Source organism: Pseudomonas frederiksbergensis (genome assembly GCF_003732665.1).
GTDB lineage: Bacteria > Pseudomonadota > Gammaproteobacteria > Pseudomonadales > Pseudomonadaceae > Aquipseudomonas > Aquipseudomonas frederiksbergensis_G.
Window position 1 is genome coordinate 127,868 of sequence record NZ_MOBP01000002.1, and the last position, 18,287, is coordinate 146,154.

17 protein-coding genes are annotated in these 18,287 nt (G+C 58.2%); 14 read left to right on the forward strand and 3 right to left on the reverse strand.

Annotated elements, in window-relative coordinates:
• Positions 1-13: 13 nt before the first annotated feature.
• The 8 genes from BK665_RS03560 to BK665_RS03595 all read left to right on the forward strand — a co-directional run bounded on the left by BK665_RS03560 (position 14) and on the right by BK665_RS03595 (position 5,579).
• Positions 14-910: a LysR family transcriptional regulator gene (locus BK665_RS03560; protein ID WP_123403124.1), complete on the forward strand. Its 897-nt coding sequence runs from the start codon at positions 14-16 to the stop codon at positions 908-910.
• Between the two features lie 50 nt (positions 911-960).
• The gene (locus BK665_RS03565) at positions 961-1,263 is read left to right on the forward strand and encodes an ArsR/SmtB family transcription factor (RefSeq protein ID WP_123402914.1); all 303 of its coding nucleotides are present in this window, start codon (positions 961-963) and stop codon (positions 1,261-1,263) included.
• 63 nt (positions 1,264-1,326) lie between these two features.
• A complete protein-coding gene (locus tag BK665_RS03570) occupies positions 1,327-2,301 on the forward strand; it encodes a zinc-dependent alcohol dehydrogenase family protein (RefSeq protein ID WP_123402916.1) in 975 nt (324 codons plus the stop codon).
• 41 nt (positions 2,302-2,342) lie between these two features.
• Positions 2,343-2,678 (forward strand): antibiotic biosynthesis monooxygenase family protein, encoded by a 336-nt coding sequence (locus tag BK665_RS03575; protein ID WP_123402918.1) that lies wholly within the window; start codon positions 2,343-2,345, stop codon positions 2,676-2,678.
• Positions 2,679-3,092: 414 nt separating this feature from the next.
• Positions 3,093-3,416 (forward strand): hypothetical protein, encoded by a 324-nt coding sequence (locus tag BK665_RS03580; RefSeq protein ID WP_123402920.1) that lies wholly within the window; start codon positions 3,093-3,095, stop codon positions 3,414-3,416.
• A gap of 224 nt (positions 3,417-3,640) precedes the next feature.
• Positions 3,641-4,183 (forward strand): DUF3455 domain-containing protein, encoded by a 543-nt coding sequence (locus tag BK665_RS03585; protein ID WP_123402922.1) that lies wholly within the window; start codon positions 3,641-3,643, stop codon positions 4,181-4,183.
• A gap of 107 nt (positions 4,184-4,290) precedes the next feature.
• The gene (locus tag BK665_RS03590) at positions 4,291-4,857 is read left to right on the forward strand and encodes a sigma-70 family RNA polymerase sigma factor (protein WP_185076418.1); all 567 of its coding nucleotides are present in this window, start codon (positions 4,291-4,293) and stop codon (positions 4,855-4,857) included.
• The gene (locus tag BK665_RS03595) at positions 4,854-5,579 is read left to right on the forward strand and encodes an anti-sigma factor (protein ID WP_123402926.1); all 726 of its coding nucleotides are present in this window, start codon (positions 4,854-4,856) and stop codon (positions 5,577-5,579) included. The genes BK665_RS03590 and BK665_RS03595 overlap by 4 nt, the downstream gene beginning before the upstream one ends.
• 173 nt (positions 5,580-5,752) lie before the next feature.
• Here BK665_RS03595 and BK665_RS03600 read toward each other — a convergent pair whose 3' ends face one another.
• Together BK665_RS03600 and BK665_RS03605 are read right to left on the reverse strand one after the other, a co-directional pair.
• A complete protein-coding gene (locus BK665_RS03600; protein WP_123402928.1) occupies positions 5,753-8,266 on the reverse strand; it encodes a sigma factor-like helix-turn-helix DNA-binding protein in 2,514 nt (837 codons plus the stop codon).
• Positions 8,267-8,271: 5 nt separating this feature from the next.
• Entirely contained in the window at positions 8,272-10,521 is a 2,250-nt protein-coding gene (locus BK665_RS03605; RefSeq protein ID WP_123402930.1) for a DEAD/DEAH box helicase family protein, read from the reverse strand.
• 219 nt (positions 10,522-10,740) lie between these two features.
• Between BK665_RS03605 and BK665_RS34195 the strand changes: the two genes are divergently transcribed.
• The 4 genes from BK665_RS34195 (at position 10,741) to BK665_RS03625 (ending at position 14,941) form a co-directional block, all read left to right on the forward strand.
• Positions 10,741-11,166, forward strand: a complete 426-nt coding sequence (locus BK665_RS34195; protein WP_148053190.1) for a hypothetical protein — start codon at positions 10,741-10,743, stop codon at positions 11,164-11,166.
• Between the two features lie 130 nt (positions 11,167-11,296).
• A complete protein-coding gene (locus tag BK665_RS03615) occupies positions 11,297-12,433 on the forward strand; it encodes an FAD-dependent oxidoreductase (RefSeq protein ID WP_123402934.1) in 1,137 nt (378 codons plus the stop codon).
• Between the two features lie 129 nt (positions 12,434-12,562).
• On the forward strand, positions 12,563-13,423 hold the full coding sequence (locus BK665_RS03620) for a CAP domain-containing protein (protein WP_123402936.1): 861 nt from the start codon (positions 12,563-12,565) through the stop codon (positions 13,421-13,423).
• Between the two features lie 144 nt (positions 13,424-13,567).
• A complete protein-coding gene (locus BK665_RS03625) occupies positions 13,568-14,941 on the forward strand; it encodes an MFS transporter (RefSeq protein ID WP_123402938.1) in 1,374 nt (457 codons plus the stop codon).
• A 63-nt stretch (positions 14,942-15,004) separates the two neighbouring features.
• On the opposite strand, the gene BK665_RS03630 is transcribed toward BK665_RS03625, so the two are convergent.
• Positions 15,005-16,045 carry a gamma-aminobutyric acid-binding protein gene (locus tag BK665_RS03630; RefSeq protein WP_123402941.1) on the reverse strand — a complete coding sequence of 347 codons (1,041 nt, stop codon included), beginning with the start codon at positions 16,043-16,045 and terminating at the stop codon, positions 15,005-15,007.
• Between the two features lie 304 nt (positions 16,046-16,349).
• Between BK665_RS03630 and BK665_RS03635 the strand changes: the two genes are divergently transcribed.
• Positions 16,350-16,865: a GNAT family N-acetyltransferase gene (locus tag BK665_RS03635; RefSeq protein ID WP_123402942.1), complete on the forward strand. Its 516-nt coding sequence runs from the start codon at positions 16,350-16,352 to the stop codon at positions 16,863-16,865.
• A gap of 15 nt (positions 16,866-16,880) precedes the next feature.
• A complete protein-coding gene (locus BK665_RS03640; protein WP_123402944.1) occupies positions 16,881-18,287 on the forward strand; it encodes a M15 family metallopeptidase in 1,407 nt (468 codons plus the stop codon).

Below are 18,287 nucleotides of genomic sequence, written 5' to 3' on the forward strand. Positions count from 1 at the left end.
GGGGAACACTGATTTGGATATCGAAGAGCTTCGGACATTCGTAGAAGTGGCTGATGCCGGTGGCGTTTCACCGGCGGCGTTGCGGCTTGGCGTGTCCAAGTCCATCGTCAGTCGCCGGTTGGCGCGGCTGGAAACGGAGCTTGGCGTACAACTGCTTGCACGGACCACTCGCGGCGCGGCGCTGACTGAAGCCGGCGTCACGTTTCGCGAGTATGCCGCCAGGGTCTGCACCGAAATGGATGTCGCACGGGAAGCGATCCTGCCCGCCGGAGCGCTGCGCGGTCGCCTACGCGTCGCCGCGCCGCTTTCGTTTGGCCCGACTCATTTCGCACCTGTGCTGGCGGAAATGGCCCGACGTCACCCCCAGCTTCATATCCATACCTGCTATAGCGATCGCTTCGTTGACCTCATCGCGGAGGGTTACGACTGTGCGATACGGGTTGGCTACCTTCAGGATTCAAACCTGATCGCCAGACGCATCGGCCCGATCAAGGGCAAGCTGGTCGCCAGCCCGGGTTACATCAGCGCCCATGGTTCACCGGACAAACCGGAGGAGCTTATCGCCCATCCAGCCCTGATGCAGAGCACGGAAGCCTGGCAATTTCTGGATGGCGACAACGTCATCTCGGTTCGTCCGCAGGGACGTTTCAAGGCCGACAACGGCGTCGCGCTGGTGGCTGCCGCCGTAGCAGGACTGGGGATTGCCTACCTGCCCGATTGCCTCACCCATGACAGCGTGACCGCCGGGGCGCTCGTGCCGATCATGACGCGTTATCCGCCACCTCCGGCGGGCGCCTATATGGTCCGACCGGCAGGTCAGCATCCCGCGCAGAAGATTCGGGTTCTGACCGAACTCCTGATCGAGTATTTCGGCACGTCTCCGCACTTTGCAGGAACCGCTTCTTCGTGATCACGCCAATGTCGCATTGACATATCGAAAAATCTCGATATCCTCGCGCCATGGAATTACTCGAAATATTCAAAGCCCTGTCAAACCCTACACGCCTTCAAATCCTGAAAGGCTTGAAGGACCCCGCAAAGAACTTCCCTCCGCAGGATGAGGGTGACGTTCTCACGGTAGGCGTCTGCGTCAGCAGTATTCAAGAAGGTATCGGGCTGTCGCAGTCCACGGTGTCTGGTTATCTCGCGACGCTGCAACGAGTGGGCCTGGTCGAAGTCAGGCGCATCGGTCAGTGGACCTACTACAAGCGCAATGAAGCAACCATCAGCGCCCTTTCCGAGATCATCGGCAAAGACCTGTAGTTTTTTTTACCACAGAATATCGAGATATCTCGATATCCCTTTTTATCGATACGAGGATTAACAATGAAAGCCATGACGCTTAAATCATTTGGCGGCCCGGAATCGTTTGAACTCTGCGACGTACCCAAGCCCGTGCCGCGTGCGGGACAAGTCCTGGTCCGGGTACACGCCACCTCCATCAATCCATTGGATTACCAGGTTCGCCGTGGCGATTATCCCGACCTGGTGCAACTGCCAGCCATTACCGGACACGACGTATCGGGCGTGGTTGAAGCCGTCGGGCCGGGTGTGACGACCTTCGCGCCAGGCGACGAAGTCTGGTACACCCCGCAAATATTTGACGGCCCGGGAAGTTATGCCGAGTACCACGTGGCTGCCGAAAGCATTATCGGGAAGAAGCCGCCCTCGCTGAGCCATCTTGAGGCGGCAAGTTTGACCCTGGTTGGCGGGACGGCGTGGGAAGCCCTCATCGTGCGTGCGGCGCTCAGGGTGGGAGAAAGCATCCTCATACACGGCGGCGCGGGCGGCGTCGGTCATGTGGCGATCCAACTGGCAAAAGCCATGGGCGCAAAGGTGTTCACGACGGTGCGCGAAGCGAACGCTGAGTTCGCACGAAGCATGGGGGCCGATGTGGTCATCGACTACGAAAAGGAAGATTACGTCGACGTCATCATCCAGGAAACCGGTGGCCACGGAGTCGATGTCGTGTTCGACACCATCGGCGGCAACACACTGTCACGTAGCCCCGACGTGCTCGCACAACTTGGCCGCGTGGTCTCTATTGTGGACATTGCACAGCCACAAAACCTCGTTCAGGCCTGGGGCAAGAACGCGAGTTATCACTTCGTTTTCACCAGACAGAACCGCGGCAAGCTTGATGAATTGAGCGCATTGGTAGAGCGCGGCCAACTGCGACCACACATTGGCGCCGTCTATTCGCTGGCCGACATCGCGCTCGCCCATGCCCGGCTGGAGAGCCCCAACAACGGTGTCAGAGGAAAAATCGCGATTGCCGTCGAGCCATCGCTCATCTCGTAAATGCGCACTTTTAACCGTTTGACTCATTTTCGAGGTACGCCATGATTTATGAAATCGCCCTGCTCCCCGTCCACCAGGAACGCACTGAAATGTTCAGACGTGCATTTGCCGAAGTCGCTCCTTTGCTCACCCGCGCAAAGGGTTACGAAGGCCATTTGCTCGCGCAAGGGATCGAAACGCCCCAGTTATTCAACCTGATAGTGCGCTGGGCTTCACTTGAGGATCACACGCCGGGCTTCGAAGAGAGTGAAGACCATCGGATGTTCATGCTGGGCCTGGAGGAGTACTTTTCGGAAGAACCGCGGGTTTACCATATCGATCCGGACAGCAGCGTTGGCATGGGTGATGCTGGTGCTTTGAACGGTTTTTGGCTTTAAGGCACAGAGCACAGGGGACAGATTTATTAAACGTGATTAGTAAATAAATCTGTCCCTTTTCTCTGGTCCCCTTCTTGGAAGTGAAATTTCCGGGCAAGGTCTTCGGAAGTTTCCTTCAAGTTGTGGCGACTTTGGTGAACTGGTGCGCGTTGAGTTCGAACGGTAGGCTTTGGGGGTCGCTGCATATTCAGTGACAGGGTGTAGGAACCCTTCCGACCATGAGAAACGCTTTGGCGTCGATACCGATTTGCGGCCGTTAACGTACGCCCGTAATATCAGCAGCGGCGGCTGTGCGCGGGCACACTTCGGTGTGGTCGGGTTCTCTGGTCTCGATATTCCTACCCCGCGTATGGCTGCCACCCAAGCCTGTAGGAGGGCTGTTGGTAGCTTCATTTACTACCAGAGGCAAAAAGCATGAAAAATCTTCACACCGACCCACCCTACGAAAAACCAACACCCCACCCCAAAAGCCGCTTCATGGCGCTCACCAGCAACTGCGACGACATGCCCACGTTGTTCGTCGATACTCACGCGCCGCTGGACGTTCTGCATGACACCGCACTCTACCGAATCCGCGCGGTCACCCAAGTGCTGGAAAACCTGTCCATGCGCGATTCAATCGAATGTGAATCCTTCATCCTCAGCGACTTTGCCTTGCTGTGCGCCATCCCGTTGCGCGATGGCTGTGATGTGCTGGATGTGATTGGCCGACGATTGCGGGCAATGCCGTCGGAGTAGCGGGACGACCCTTCCCGCGCTCTGCGTGGGAAGGGTAAATAGATTTGTCCCCTTCCCTTCTGTCCCCTCAACCGCCATAGCAGTTCGCAAGCAGCTTCTGAGGCTTTGTACTGAGCTGCCGCGCTGAAATTTTTTCAATTGGCTGCATCCAGTCCGTCCTCTGGTGGGTAGTACAGGTAGTAGCCACAGCGCTGCTGAACTGATCACCTTTCTGGAGAGATTGCATGAACACTAAACGATTGCTCTGCATTGTCAGTACTACGCTTGCAGCTACCTGCTTGTTGGGCACAGTGCCGGCTGCCTACGCGCAAACGGATCTGCCGGACAGCATCAAGGTCCCGGACGGTCATAAGATCGCGCTGGAGACCGTCGGGACGGGCGAAATCACCTATGAGTGTCGCGACAAGGCTAACTCCGTTGGCCAGACTGAATGGACTTTCGTCGGCCCCAAAGCGGTACTGAATGACCGCAGCGGCAAGCAGGTTGGCACTTACTTCGGCCCGCCTGCTACATGGCAAGCCAAAGACGGCTCGAAAATCACCGGGACGCAACTGGCGGTTGCCCCCTCAAGTACCGGTGACCTCCCTTATCAGTTGGTCAAGGCCAACCCCGCTGAAGGTAAAGGCGCGATGAGCGGCGTCAGTTATGTACAGCGGGTGGCCGTTAAAGGCGGTGTAGCGCCCATGACCGAGTGCTCCGCCGCAAATAAAGGCAAACGGGAAGTAGTGAAATATCAGGCCGATTATATTTTTTGGGCCGCCAATTAAGTCTACGACTCAGAGCAGGTTGTCAGCGCACAAAGTCGTCTACGCTGCTCCGATAGAACCCCAGCCTTCGGGCTGGGGTATTGACCACCTGCTGACGGCTGAAAACCTTGTCCTTGCCTGAGCCCCTTTTTGACTATGAAGCCTGCCTGATTGCTTGTGCCCGAGGCGAGCAGCAAGCACTGCGCAACTTGTATGAGCAGGAAAGTGCGCGTCTTCTGGGTGTTGCCAGGCGAATCGCTCGCGATAACGCCCTGGCCGAAGATATCGTGCACGATGTCTTTATCAGGATATGGACCCGTGCCGCCAGTTTCGATCCAGCGAGAGGCTCTGCGCGTGGCTGGATCTTCAGCGTTACGCGGCATTTGGCGCTCAACTTCATGCGTGATAACGCCAGAGAAGTACACGTCAGCGAGCAAAGCGAATGGGCGCAGCAAGCGTTGGCGTCCATGGAGACATCGCTACAGAGTGTGGACAGCTTCGATTTTCGAGTTCGGTCAGGGCGTATTTATAGGTGCCTTGAACAACTAGAGCCAGTGCGGCGCAACTGCATACTTCATGCGTATGTAGACGGCTATTCGCATTTGGAAATATCGCAAAAACTGGACGCCCCGCTGGGGACTGTAAAAGCCTGGATCAAACGCAGTCTGGCGGCATTGCGGGAGTGCATGGGATGACCATAAGCCCAGAGGGTGACAGCCACGACCGCATTGACGAACTGGCGAGTGAGTATGTGTTAGGCACGTTGCCAGCCGAACAACGCATCGAGGTACAAAAGCGTCTCGCTCAGGAAGCCGATTTGCGCGCAGCGGTGGATGCGTGGGAACAACGGTTGCTTGCATTGACCGAACTGGCTGAACCGCAAACACCTACTCCACTGCTCTGGGGGCGAATCGAGCGCAGCTTGAACAGCAATGACCGGCGAGCACCACGGGCGACGACCGCTGCGCAGCCAATCCCATGGTGGAACCTTGTACCTTTATGGCGTGGGCTCGCGGCAGCAGGCCTTGTCTCAACGTTGTTGCTCGGAACAATCCTGCTGACACGAGCCGCACCGGTGACTACCTACTTGGTCGTTCTGGTGGCTCCGCAGAACCAGGCGCCCGGCTGGGTCATTCAGGCGAGCAACCCAAAGGAAATCCAGCTAATACCGTTAGGGGTTGCGCAAGTCCCAAGCGACAAAGCACTTGAGTTCTGGACCAAAGCGGACGACTGGCAAGGACCGGTATCCCTTGGATTGGTCAAACCCGGGCAAACGCTTTCAGTCCCTCTGAATAAGTTGCCGCCGCTGGAATCCAACCAACTCTTTGAACTGACCTTGGAAAACCCCAACGGCTCGCAAACTGGCAAACCCACAGGGCCAGTGCAGTTCATAGGTCGCGCCGTGAAAGTGATCTGACGAACACGTCATGACTTGGTTTTTGATGTTCACTTTGGATTAGTTTCGGTTAATGCGACTGGCCGAAATCGGCCATAAGCGGCCAGTCATCACTCGCTGCTATCAGCCAAAAGCGGACAGAAAGTGAGGCTTATTTGGGTCCTGAAGGTCTCTAGAGTGGCAGGGTCTACTCATCAGCCGATTTCCAGCTCACCTTCTAATTCATCCTCCAATTCAGGTACTGCTACACCAGAGGCCAGTCGTGCCTTCGCTGCTTTCCAGTTATAGATGGATACTCTGGCGGCTTCCTCACTGATTGCGATATGCAGCCTTAGAGATGCGAAGTTTTTATCAACGCTATCCTCTGCTTTACAAAGCGTATCGATTGCATCAGTCAAGCTGCCAAAGGAAATTGGCTGCAGAGCGAACAGACTGTGGCGGCGCTGCCAATGCCCGAGCTGAGCAAAATAACGCGCCAGCGAACTATAGAAGTATTTTGAGTAGGCTTCGCCCTGCAGCGCATTCAATTCATGTTGAATGACTGAAGGATCTACAGGCTTGTCGTGGCGTCGTAAAACCGACTCTATCGTATGTTGCATTGCGTCCAGATCAATATTTTTGTAAGCATTCTCCGAGGTGGTGTAAAGCATACGATCGATCTGAACGACTTGGTTGGCGTCCATTAACTGTTTGAGATACAACTTAGCATGTCGCAAACTACGGCTCTTCAATAATTGCGCCACCTCGTTCGTGGTCAAAGGAGCTTGTCTTTGTCGCATAGACTGCAGAATTACACTTTTTTGCGAGAATAAGTCGAATTCCGGATTCAGGCTGATGGAGTCGGTTTGTGACTTACCGTTAAAGTAAATTCCGTGGCCTTCTCCGTGCATCTTCACTACATAGCGAAGGATGTAGTAGTCATGCTTACGCAGCTCCGGTAACCCCGCCTGAGCCTCACTTAAGTGCGCCACCTCCCGTTCAGCAGTAGCGAAGTAGGAACGCAGGGAGTGGAAAATGTCGGCCTCGTCGACGGTGGAAAAGTCGACGAAGCGGGTGTGCCGGTACACACCTTTGCCGGCAACATACATCAGGGGGGAGTCCTGCAGTGCATGGCCACCGGTCTGTTCCGAAAACGAGCTCCTGGAGATACCGCGCCTGTTTGCGTGTCGTGCAATATCCAGCCACGGCAGGCCATTCGCATGCTCAGCAAGCACCGCCGCCGCGGCCTCGCGCTTTCCTAGATTCAACGGGCGTACTAGCGCGCTTTCAAGTGCCACTTGACTTTGCTCATAAAGGAATTGCAGCGCATTGGATGCATCCTTTTCATCGCCGCCCAACTCCTGCTGCAGGTATTGAAGAATAACCGGCCGTTCAATAGCCGTGCCATGCAGGGCAAAGTAGCTATCAAGTACTGTCAATGGCGGGTGCGCCAAAGAGCCCGTAAAGGCGATACGGCCATGACTAATGAATGCCAAAAATTCATGGAAATGGGCCAGTTCCGCGAAGCATTCGGACAGATCAGCCATCTCCAGGCGCAGCGCTTCATACGACATACTTGTGGCGGCGTGCCAAATCTCGGCAGAATTTAGTGCGAGATAGTTATTGAGCCGCTCGTTAATCTTGCTTTCCAGTTGGCGGATGCGCTCTCGTGAGACGTCATATCTTTTGCCAATTTCTGAAAGCGTCAGGCGCTCATCCACGAATCCCCATCGGTGCTGGAAGATCAGCTGGCTTTTCTCATCGAGGGTCGCCAGAAAAATATCCACACGCTCGATTAAAAATCTGCCTAATGCCGCCGCCGATACGAACGGTTGTGTGGTGGCGGTAATCAACGAGGATGGGGCCGCATAGTAGTCCAGAGTGCCAGCCGCAATGAGCAGGAGCTCGGCAGCCAGACGTGCCCGCACCTGCATTAGTTGGCTTCTTGTGCGACCACCCAGCCCTCTTGCCGCCTCCTCCTTCAATGAGTCGAAGCTCAAAATCGTCCTGATGTCAGCGCGCCCGATTACGCGCTCAAGTTTGGCGACGACTTTTAGGTCGGCAGCGTCCAACTGCGTTAGATTGAGTCGCATGTCATCTCGAACGAGCTCGAGTGGTTCAACGACGTCTGACAAGTCTGGTGGCACAGGCAGAAACTCGGTTGCCTGGAAATACAGGACTTTAAGCTCCTGCCAGTCTTCTCTGTATGACGTACCGACGCCATCGAGCTTGAGCAGACTATCAATTGGCAGGTTCAAAATATCCTCAAGCCGCTCGAAATTGACCGTGATTCCGGCGCTACTGCTTGCACTCCGGCACAGTCGGGCAACCAATTTATCGAACCGGCCACCGAGTTGCACCTCACCGACCAGGGTCTGAGGATGTGGGAGAAGATGAGGAACGTCAGTTGCCGAAGGCTCTGCCTTCACGTTCGTGTGAGAGCCAAGCGGGGACATAGGGGGTAGAGTATTGCTGTTTATATGTGGGCGTAAACACTCCTGTTCCTTCAGCGACACAGCCGTTTGCTCGATATTAGCCGGCATTTGCCAAAGAGCCAGCAGCTCCCAGAAAGCTGGAAGCGCGCGCAGACTAAGGAAGCCTTCAACATCCAGTTTGGCGATCAGGATATCCAGGCGCCCCGATGTCTCGCTGGCGGAAAGCAGACCTGCTGCGATCATCTGCACTTTCAGCGAACGGGCAGCTGTCCTAATTTCGGTTACATCGTGCATTTCTACTAGCCTCTCAACCGCACCAAAAACACGGATGTAGAACGGAATACCGCGGTTATCTGGTCGAGTTGCTCTTTTGGCAGCGTCAACAGATCTGCGCGGCTGCTGACTACTCCGCGATATTTTGCGAGCAGCTCGAGCTTAGCTTGATCCTCAGTCAGCACAGCTGATACGACAGGCGGAACGACTGGCTTGGCCTGCGCTGTAATTGCCTCTGGTTCAGCAGCCCCTAGCCGGCCATGAGCAATGGTATCCAGCAACTGTGTCGGTGCTAACCCGGCGATCAAGCGCGCTATTTCCGCTGTAGTGAACCACGGCAGCGTCTTGTACTGGAACTCCAACGACAACGCCTTGGGGCTAGGTGCGACCCCGTGCTTGTCCTGATAGATCCTGTAGGAACGAGAGACTTCGCTACTGATGGCTGCGGTATCAATGTCCCAGCCGAACGCGGCCTGAAGATACCCTTGATAGGAGTCAAAGTGCGTGGCTACCTGGTCCAAAGAGACGTCCTCCAAACTACTTTCCAGTGCTTCAATTGACGGTACGGTGCCGGTGACGTTCTGGTGGCGCCTAAGCTGCTCGACCATTTCTTCACGGCTATTGAGTCGATACTTCAGGCGCTCGATAAGCTCCAGCACACGAGCCGCCGACTGGCTGTAAGTCACTTCAATAGTGTCATCGTGTAGATCGTGTTGATCATCGCGAACCTCATCCAGATCGCCCTCACTCAGCTTTTTCCTTGGTTTGCTGCGTACAACAGCTTGGACCAACTGTTGAACATCCTTGATACGATCCAGAGATCCCACAAAGTCGAGCACATGAACACAATCTTTGTTGTTCGTTTTGCGCAAGCCGCGGCCCAGCTGTTGCAGCCATACGGTTTTCGAACCCGTATAGCGCATGAACACGAGCAGATTGGTTTCAGGGATATCGATCCCCTCATTGAACAGGTCGCACACCAAGATGTACTTGAGATCGCCTTCGCGGAACTGCCGGATGTTTTCCCGCCGCTCACCATCCTGCATCCGTGAATGCACACTAGTAGCGGTGCCAGGGTGGAAGAAACCGAGCAGGTGTCGCAGATGTCGGATGTTCCGACAGAAGACGATTCCCTTTACGTTACTCAACTGCTTCTGCTCGACCGTAGCCTCGATCAGGCGGACGACTTCCTGATCCTTCTTATGCAGGAACAGGCGTTTATCCAAATCCGAAATCGACAGACCACTTTCCAGTTGGTCAATACGATCCTGGTCAATGTCGTCGAGCAGAACAAGGTACTTGGGAAACGCCAGTTTCTTATGCTGCAGTCCCCAAATCAGGTCATAACGGCCAATATGGCTGTCCGCGCCGCCGAAGAAGCCGCTAACGCTTTTGTTGTCGGAGCGCCAAGGCGTTGCGGTAAGGCCAATAAGCAGACGGGGCTGGAAGTGCTCCACAACGCTCGCATATGTTCTGGCTGGGGTGTGGTGCGCTTCGTCAACGATTACATAATCGAAGCTACCGGACGCCAGTTCGGCCAGTTGGCCGTACAGCGTGTCAAAGCTGGCAAAGACCAAGTCAGTATTTTCAGGTCGAGAACCAGCAAAGCATGCAGAAAAGCTGTAGCTCCCCAAACCCAGCACGTTCTTGAAGGCAGTCACCGACTGCAACAGGATCTCAATCTGGTGAGCAATAAATAGGACACGCTGCCCCCCTCCGGCACGCTCAAGTAACTGTTTTATTAACAACGCAACGGTGTAGGTTTTACCCAGGCCAGTTGCCATCTCAATCAGCAGTTTTCGTTTGCCTGCGTCGAATTGCTCCAATGCCTGTTGAATGACCTCAACCTGATATTCACGTGGTTTGATCCTTCGGCCGATCTCAGAGCCGCGAACCACAAACAAGTTCTTCAAGGCGTCCCGGTCAATCAGTTCAACGCCAAGGCGCAACGCGCGTATTTTAACCTCGGAGGTGAAGTACGAGTTGGTGACCAAGATCATCTGCTTCACGTCTGCGAGCCGAGCCCCGGTGACCAATTGGTTTAGGGCGCTGACGTCCACTGTAGTGTCCCGCTTGCGTTGTTTGACCTCTACGGCAAACTTACGTCCTTCGCGGTAGGCAAAGATGTCCACCCCACCATCACCATAGCGATATTCGCTGCCAGTCTCTGTGACCACCGCGTCCTGCCAGCCCGACGCAAGCAGCAGGTCCTTCACAAAGTGCTCAAAATCTTTATGGCTCAGGTCATCCACCAACCTGAAATCTGGAATTTGCATCGCTTCCCCTAGCTATCCATATCATCACGTAATGCGTGCATTGCCCTAGGCGTGTCGGAGCAGATTATTAAGCCTCTCAGGTAAAGGGGACAGATCTATTTCTCCACTACTATAGACGTCGCTTTTGGACAGTAACCGACGCTGTGTGGACTATCCCCCGCTCCGGAAGGCATCTACGGCCTATGCTGTGTGAGTATTGCTTGGCGGCAGTGGCCGCTCATGGACATTAACACCCCTCCACAAAATCAACCCTTTGGTCACTACTCAGCCTCTATCAACCACTCGCATCGCCTCATCAGCCCACACCCCACCACCTGCTATATTCACCCCACCCGCTCCTCACCTCGCCAAGCCGTCGCACCAAAGGAAATCATGCTTGAATTCCTCTCAGCCCTCCTGGACGCCATATCTCTCGTGGATACCGAGGCGCAAAAGGAAGGCAACTCCACATGGTCTCAACGCCATCGCAAGCTGATCCGGGGGTTGTACACCTTTTGCTTGATATCGTTATGCGTCGCGGCGTTGGTGCTTTTGATCCAATGGCTGATTAGCCTGGGGCCAGTGGGGCAGAAAGTGGCGATGGGCATAGGCGCAATTCAGTTAATTGGCTTGTTGGCATTCCTGGATCGTCGGCGCAAGGCTTAGACGCTAGAGGTTTTCAGACCCAACGCCAGTCAGGCTCGATCATTTCCTCTGAACGCTCATCCCTGCATTTAACGCCAACGCCTGCCTGTGATAGATACTCACCGCACACTCCAATCACACAGGTAACCGGATGAACACTCCCATCGCAATCATCGGCGCCGGGCTCGGTGGTTTGACCCTGGCGCGGGTGCTGCATGTCCACGGGATCGCGGCGACGATCTACGAGGCGGAACCTTCGGCAGGCTCGCGTGCCCAGGGTGGCCTGCTCGATATCCACGAATACAACGGGCAGCTCGCGCTCAAGGCGGCGGGCCTGTTCGAGCAGTTTCTGGGCATCATTATCGAGGGCGCCGATGCCAAGCGGATTTGCGACAAGCACGGCACTGTGCTGCTGGATTGGCCGAGCCCGGACAACGGCGGTCGGCCTGAGGTGGAGCGCGGGGAGTTACGCCGAATTCTGCTGGAATCGCTGCCGGCCGACACCGTTCGCTGGGGGCACAAAGTCACTGCGGTAACTTCGCTCGGTGGTGGGCGGCATGCGGTGACTTTCGCCAACGGTGCAACCGTGACCACCGATTTGTTGGTGGGGGCCGACGGTGCCTGGTCGCGGGTTCGTCCGCTGCTGACCGACGTGAAACCGGCCTACGCCGGCCTGTCTTTTGTCGAAACCTTCCTGTTCGACGCCAGCCGTCGCCACCCGGCCAGCGCCGAGGTCATCGGCGACGGCACCCTGATGGCGGTCATGCCGAACCAGGGCATCCTTGCCCATCGCCACGGCAACGGTACGCTGCAATCCTACGTGGCACTGAACCGGCCCGAGGAATGGTTCGCCCGCCTCAACCTCGCCGATCCGGTAAACGCCATGGCCCGTGTTGCCGAGGAATTCGACGGCTGGGCGCCGGCACTGATCGCGCTGATCACCGATTCGGACACTACCCCGGTGCTGCGTCCGATCCATGCCCTGCCGGTCAACCACCAATGGGACCGTGTCCCCGGCGTGACCCTCCTCGGCGATGCCGCGCACTTGATGTCGCCGTTTGCCGGCGAAGGCGCCAACCTCGCCTTGTATGACGGCGCTTTGCTCGCGGAGGCGATTGTCGCCAACCCGGGCCATGTCGAAGCCGCGCTGACCGCGTATGAGAACGACCTGTTCCCGCGCAGTGCGCAAACGGCAGCGGAAACGGACAACAACCTGAAGTTGTTTTTCAACGAGACCGCGCCCCAGGGCATTGTTGATTTGTTCACTCAGTACCTGTCCGACAAATGACCGCCCTCCCCGCCGCCAGGCCCTGAACCAGATTCAAAACCCGCAGTCTCAGACCTGCCCTGAAATGCGCTCGCCCTCGGCAAGCGCACCTCAGCCCCATGGTCGTCTTTCATCAGAGCCGTTCGCCTCATGCGCCAACCCCTCGTGTCCTTTCGCGTTGTTTCGCTCTGCCTCATGCCTTTGCTTGCCCTGTTCGCCCTGCCCACCCACGCCAGTGAGGAACGGCAACTGGTGTCGGACATCAACGACTATCGCGCCCATCCTCGCCGCTGTTCGGTGCGCCCGGTCCAGGGCTTGAGGCCCTTGGTGCTGAAGTCGAACCTGGCGTTGCCGGTCGGTTATGGCGGCGCGTTGCGCGAGGGCTTGAAGCAAAACGGCTATCAAGCGGTGACCGTGCGCACCATCCGCCTGGTGGGCGCGCAAGATGCCGAGGACGCTTTCGATATGCTGCAAGACCGCTACTGCGGTGCGCTGCTCGACGGGCAGTACGCCGACATCGGCATCAGCCGCGCCCGCAGCGAATGGCAAGTGGTGCTGGCGCGACCGCTGCTCGACAATCAGATCGGCGACGGGCGAGCGGCGAGCAAGACCTTGCTGGCCGAGGTCAACGCGGCTCGGGCCAGGCCACGGATGTGTGGTCGCCAGCGTTTCGCCGCGGCTCGCCCCTTGAGCTGGAATGCCGCACTCGGCGCCGCCGCCCAGGGCCACAGCAAGGCCATGGCCTACGGCAATTACTTCGCCCACCAGGACCCCGACGGCGAGACGCCGGCGGACCGCGCCAGGGCCGCCGGTTATCGTGGCCGGCAGATCGGCGAAAACATCGCCGCCGGCCAGGGCTCACCGAGCAAGGCCATGGCCGGTTGGCTGGCCAGCCCCGGGCACTGCGCCAATCTGATGAACCCGATGTTCACCCAGGTCGGTGCGGCGTTTGCCACGGATGCGCGCAGCGACGAAGGCGTCTACTGGACGATGCTGTTCGGGGCGAATTGACGCGACAGCCGTCTACAGAACCCCGACGGATTTAGGTAGAGTGAGGGCCTTGCGCAACGCCTGCACACGGGGAATCACCATGATCAGTCTTTCAGTCCTTGCGCTGTTTTCCGGCGCCGGCCTTGACCTGGCCAGTCGCACCTGATGACCACGCCAGCCGCGCCACTCCCGAACCCCGCCACCGGCAAACTCACCTCACGCGAGCTGCGCGGGCTGGTGGCGATTCTGATGTCGATTGCCCTGGCGGTACTGGATACCGCCATCGCCAACACGGCGCTGCCCACCATTGCCGCGGATTTGCAGGCCTCGCCCGCCGCATCGGTGTGGATCATCAACGCCTATCAACTGGCGGCCGTGGCCACGTTGCTGCCGTTCGCCGCTTTGGGTGCAATCGTCGGGCATCGCAAGGTGTTCCTCGGCGGGATCATTCTGTTCGTGGTGGCGTCGGGGTTTTGTGCGCTGGCGTGGTCGCTGCCGACCCTGACCGTGGCCCGCGTGCTCCAGGGCGTTGGTGCCAGTGCGATCATGAGCGTCAACGCTGCGCTGATCGGCTTGATCTTCCCCCCGGAACGCATCGGCCGTGGCCTGGGCCTGAACGCCCTGGTGGTCGGCACTTGCTTTGCCGCCGGCCCGACCATCGCTTCGCTGGTGCTGTCGGTGGCCAATTGGCTGTGGCTGTTTGCGATCAACCTGCCGCTCGGTTTATTTGCCCTGACGTTTGCCTGGAGTTCACTGCCCACCAGCCAACCGAAAGCCGTGGTGTTTGACGGGCTGACGGCATTGCTCAATGTCATCACCTTCGGCGCATTGATCTTTTCCCTGAGCCAGGCTGCGCAGTTCGGTTCGATGAGCAGCGTGTTGATTGCGTTGGCGGTGTTCCTGGCCGCCGGGGCGTTGATGTTGCGCCGCGAGGCCGGGCATCCGGCGCCGATGTTTCCCCTGGATTTGCTCAAGCGACCGATGTTTGCCTTGTCGACGCTGACCGCGTTTTGTTCGTTCGCCACCCAAGGCTTGGCGTTTGTCTCGCTGCCCTTTTTCTTCGAAACCACCCTGGGACGCGATCCGATCCAGACCGGGTTCCTGATGACGCCCTGGTCCATCGTGGTGGCGATGATCGCGCCGTTTGCCGGACGCCTTTCAGACACTTATCCGCCGGGGCTGCTGGGCGGGATCGGGTTGGCCATTCTCTGCGCGGGCATGGTGTCACTGGCGTTGATGCCGAGCGATGCCGGCGCATTGGGGATCGGGATTCGCATGGTCATCTGTGGGATCGGTTTTGGATTCTTCCAGGCCCCCAACCAGAAAGCCCTGATGACCAGCGCGCCTCGGGAACGCTCCAGCGGCGCCAGCGGCACCATCGCCATGGCCCGGTTGATCGGCCAGGCGACCGGCGCGGCGTTGGTGGCGTTGAGTTTCGGGATATCGGGGACGCATGGGCCGGTGCTGGCGCTGAGCATTGGTGCCGGGTTTGCGGCGGTGGGGAGTGTGGCGAGTGCGTTGCGGTTGGTGGCGCGCTAAACCTTAACGCTGATCCCGTGGCGAGGGGGCTTGCTCCCTCGCCACAGATTTCCAGCGTCCGCTCTAACGAGCCGCCCACGCATTAAACCGCTCTTCCAGCTCCTCGCCGTGGTCCACCCAGAACTCCGCATCCACCGCCCGGGCCTTGGCCATGTTGGCTTCGGCGGTCGGCAGTTGATCCTGCACTGGCTTGGGCAGCAGGGCCAAAGCCTGGCGGTGGACCGGGCCGTATGGGATGTTTTCCGAGAACACTTTCTGGGTCTGCGGCTGGCTGGCGAAGGCAATGAAACGCTCGGCAAGGGCCTTGTTTGGCGTGCCTTTGACCACGGCCCAGTATTCCGGGTCGTAGAGGCTTTGTGGCCAGACGATGCTCAGGTTCATGCCTTCTTTCTGTGCCGAGGCAATCCGACCGTTGTAGGCGGCGCTCATCACCACGTCACCGGCAATCAACCACTGCGCCGGTTGCGCGCCGGCCTCCCACCACTGGATGTTCGACTTGATCTTGTCGAGCTTGGCAAAGGCGCGGCTCACGCCTTCAGGCGTACCCAGCACTTTGTACAGTTGATCCGGCGCGACGCCGTCGGCCAGCAACGCGATTTCCAGGGTGTACTTCGCGCCTTTGCGCAGTCCGCGCTTGCCCGGGAAGTCGCTGACGTTCCAGAAATCCGCCCAGGACGTCGGGGTCTTGGTCAGCTTGTTCTGGTCGTAGGCCATAACCATCGACCACACGTAGGTGGCCACGCCGCACTCGGTAAACGTCCCCGGGACGTACTGGCTCTGGTCGCCAAAACTGGCGGCGTCCAGTTTCTCGAACAAACCGGCGTCACAGCCGCGCAGCAGTTCCGGGCTCTCGACCTCGACCACGTCCCAACTGGTGTGGCCCACATCGACCATGGCCTTGATCTTCGACAACTCGCCGTTGTATTCGCCGGCGACGATGCGTCCGGCGCCGCTGGCGTTGAAGGGTTGGAAGTAGGCTTTGTCCTGGGCCTGCTTGGTCACGCCGCCAAAGGAAATGACGGTCAAATCCTGCGGCGTGGCGAATACGCCAGTGCACAACAGGGCCAGGGAAAAAGGGATGCACGTACGTAAGGTTAAAGACATGGAACGCTCCCGCAGCTGTTTTTTAAAATTAGGGTAAAGCCGGGCAGTGCTGGTCAGAGACCAATAACAGTTCCATCGTGCTGGCCTCCTGGGACCGACATCGTTTTGAGCAACGGCTTCCATCCGGGAACGCCGAACCACGCAGGGTGTGGCTCGATAGTGCGACATCCCTGTGCAGAGGAAAATTATTAAAAATATGCTTGGGAGCGATAAAAAAGCTCATCAATGCAGGCGCCCCGGCCCCTATCGCCGATACACTCCAGCCATCGTTCTCCCCGATGCGCCGACAAGGACTGACCGGACCATGCACCGAACCACCGCGCGATTGATCTTGCGGCCACCGCAAGCCGAAGACCTGCCTCGACTGTTTGCGATCTACGGCGATCCCGCCACCCACCAGTTCAACCCCGCCGGGCCGCTGACCGAACTTCATCAGGCTGAAACGTTGCTCGATGGCTGGCTGCGCCACTGGCAAGACCACGGTTACGGACAGTGGGCGATTGCCCGCCGTGAAGCACCGGAGCATGTGATCGGCTTCGGCGGTATCGCGCTGTACAACTACCTCGACGTCCAGCGCCTGAACCTCGGCTACCGCTTTGACACGGCCGCGTGGGGCCAGGGTTTCGCCACGGAGTTGGGAAACGCAGCGCTGGCGTTCGCCTTCGATGCGCTGAAAGCCGAGCAGGTTTTTGCGCTGGTGCGGCCGAGCCACCAGGCCTCAATCGGCGTGCTGGAAAAAATCGGCATGCAGCGCTTCGGCGAGCTCGACGATGTACCGGGGCAACCCCAGAGCCTCGTGTACGTGGCCCATCGCACCTGACGCTGGAGGCATTTAATGCGCGCACTCAACACACTCATCGCGATCCTGTGCCTTATCGTGCCCTGCCTGGCCAGTGCCGAGCCACGCCCAGAGCACATGGTCTACCTGCGTTCGGTTGCCCCGAGCATCGAGCAAGACATTCGCTACGCCACGGCCCACAACTTCACCGGCCACCCTCTCGACGGTTACGAGGCGCCCGAGTGCCTGCTGTCAGTGGATGCCGCCAAGGCCCTCGCCCGGGTGCAAAGTGCATTGCAGGCGCAAGGCTACGGTTTGAAAGTGTTCGATTGTTATCGTCCTGCCCGTGCGGTCGCCGACATGGGTCATTTCGCCAAAGTGCCGGGCGATCCCACCAAAGCCGAGTTCTATCCACGGCTGGACAAGCAAGACTTCTGGCGCCTGGGTTATGTGGCTCGGGTCTCGGGGCATTCCAAGGGCAGCACGCTGGACCTGACCCTCACCGGCCCCAACGCCCTGCCCGCTGCCACGTGGTCGCCCTCGATCAAACAGGTCGATTGCACCGCGCCTTATGCCCAGCGCTGGCAGGACGGTGCGCTGGACATGGGCACCGGTTTTGATTGCTTCGACGAGCCGGCCCACGCCGACAGTTCGGCGATCAACGCGACCGCCAAAGCCAATCGCCAATTGCTGACCAGCGCCATGGCAAAGGAAGGATTTGTCGGTTATTCGAAGGAGTGGTGGCACTTCACCTACACCGGCAATCCGGCGCTGAATCAGGTGATGGATTTCCCGATTACCCCTTTCGCATTAGCGACCAGCAACCAACTGATTGTGGTCACCACAAAAAACTGGACCACCATCCAGGGCACCGCCCAGCGCTACGAGCGCCATGGCCAGACCTTTGAGAAAACCGGCAAGCCGTTTGCGGTGGTGGTCGGTAAAAGCGGACTGGCCTGGGGCAAAGGGCTGACCGTCGTTGAGCAGCGCGATGGCCCGGTCAAACGCGAGGGCGACGGCAAAGCCCCGGCCGGGATCTTCAAACTGGGCACCGCGTTTGGCTACGACAACAGCGCCGACACAAAACTGCCCTACCTGCCGCTGACCCCTACGGTCGAATGCGTGGATGACAGCCAGTCCAAACGCTACAACCAACTGGTGGACGGCGCGACGGTGGCCAAGGACTGGAACAGCTCCGAACGCATGCGCCGTGACGATGACATGTATCGCAAAGGCATTTTCATCGAACACAACACCCCGGCGTCGGCCAGTTCAGGCTCGTGCATTTTCTTCCACATCTGGCGTGGGCCGACGTCGGGGACATTGGGGTGTACGGCCATGGACCCGGCGGATATCGCGGGGTTGCTCGGTTGGCTTGACCCACGGCAGCTGCCGCTGCTGGTGCAGTTGCCCGAGGCGCAATATGAGCAGCTTCGCCAAGACTGGAGCCTTCCGCCACGGTGA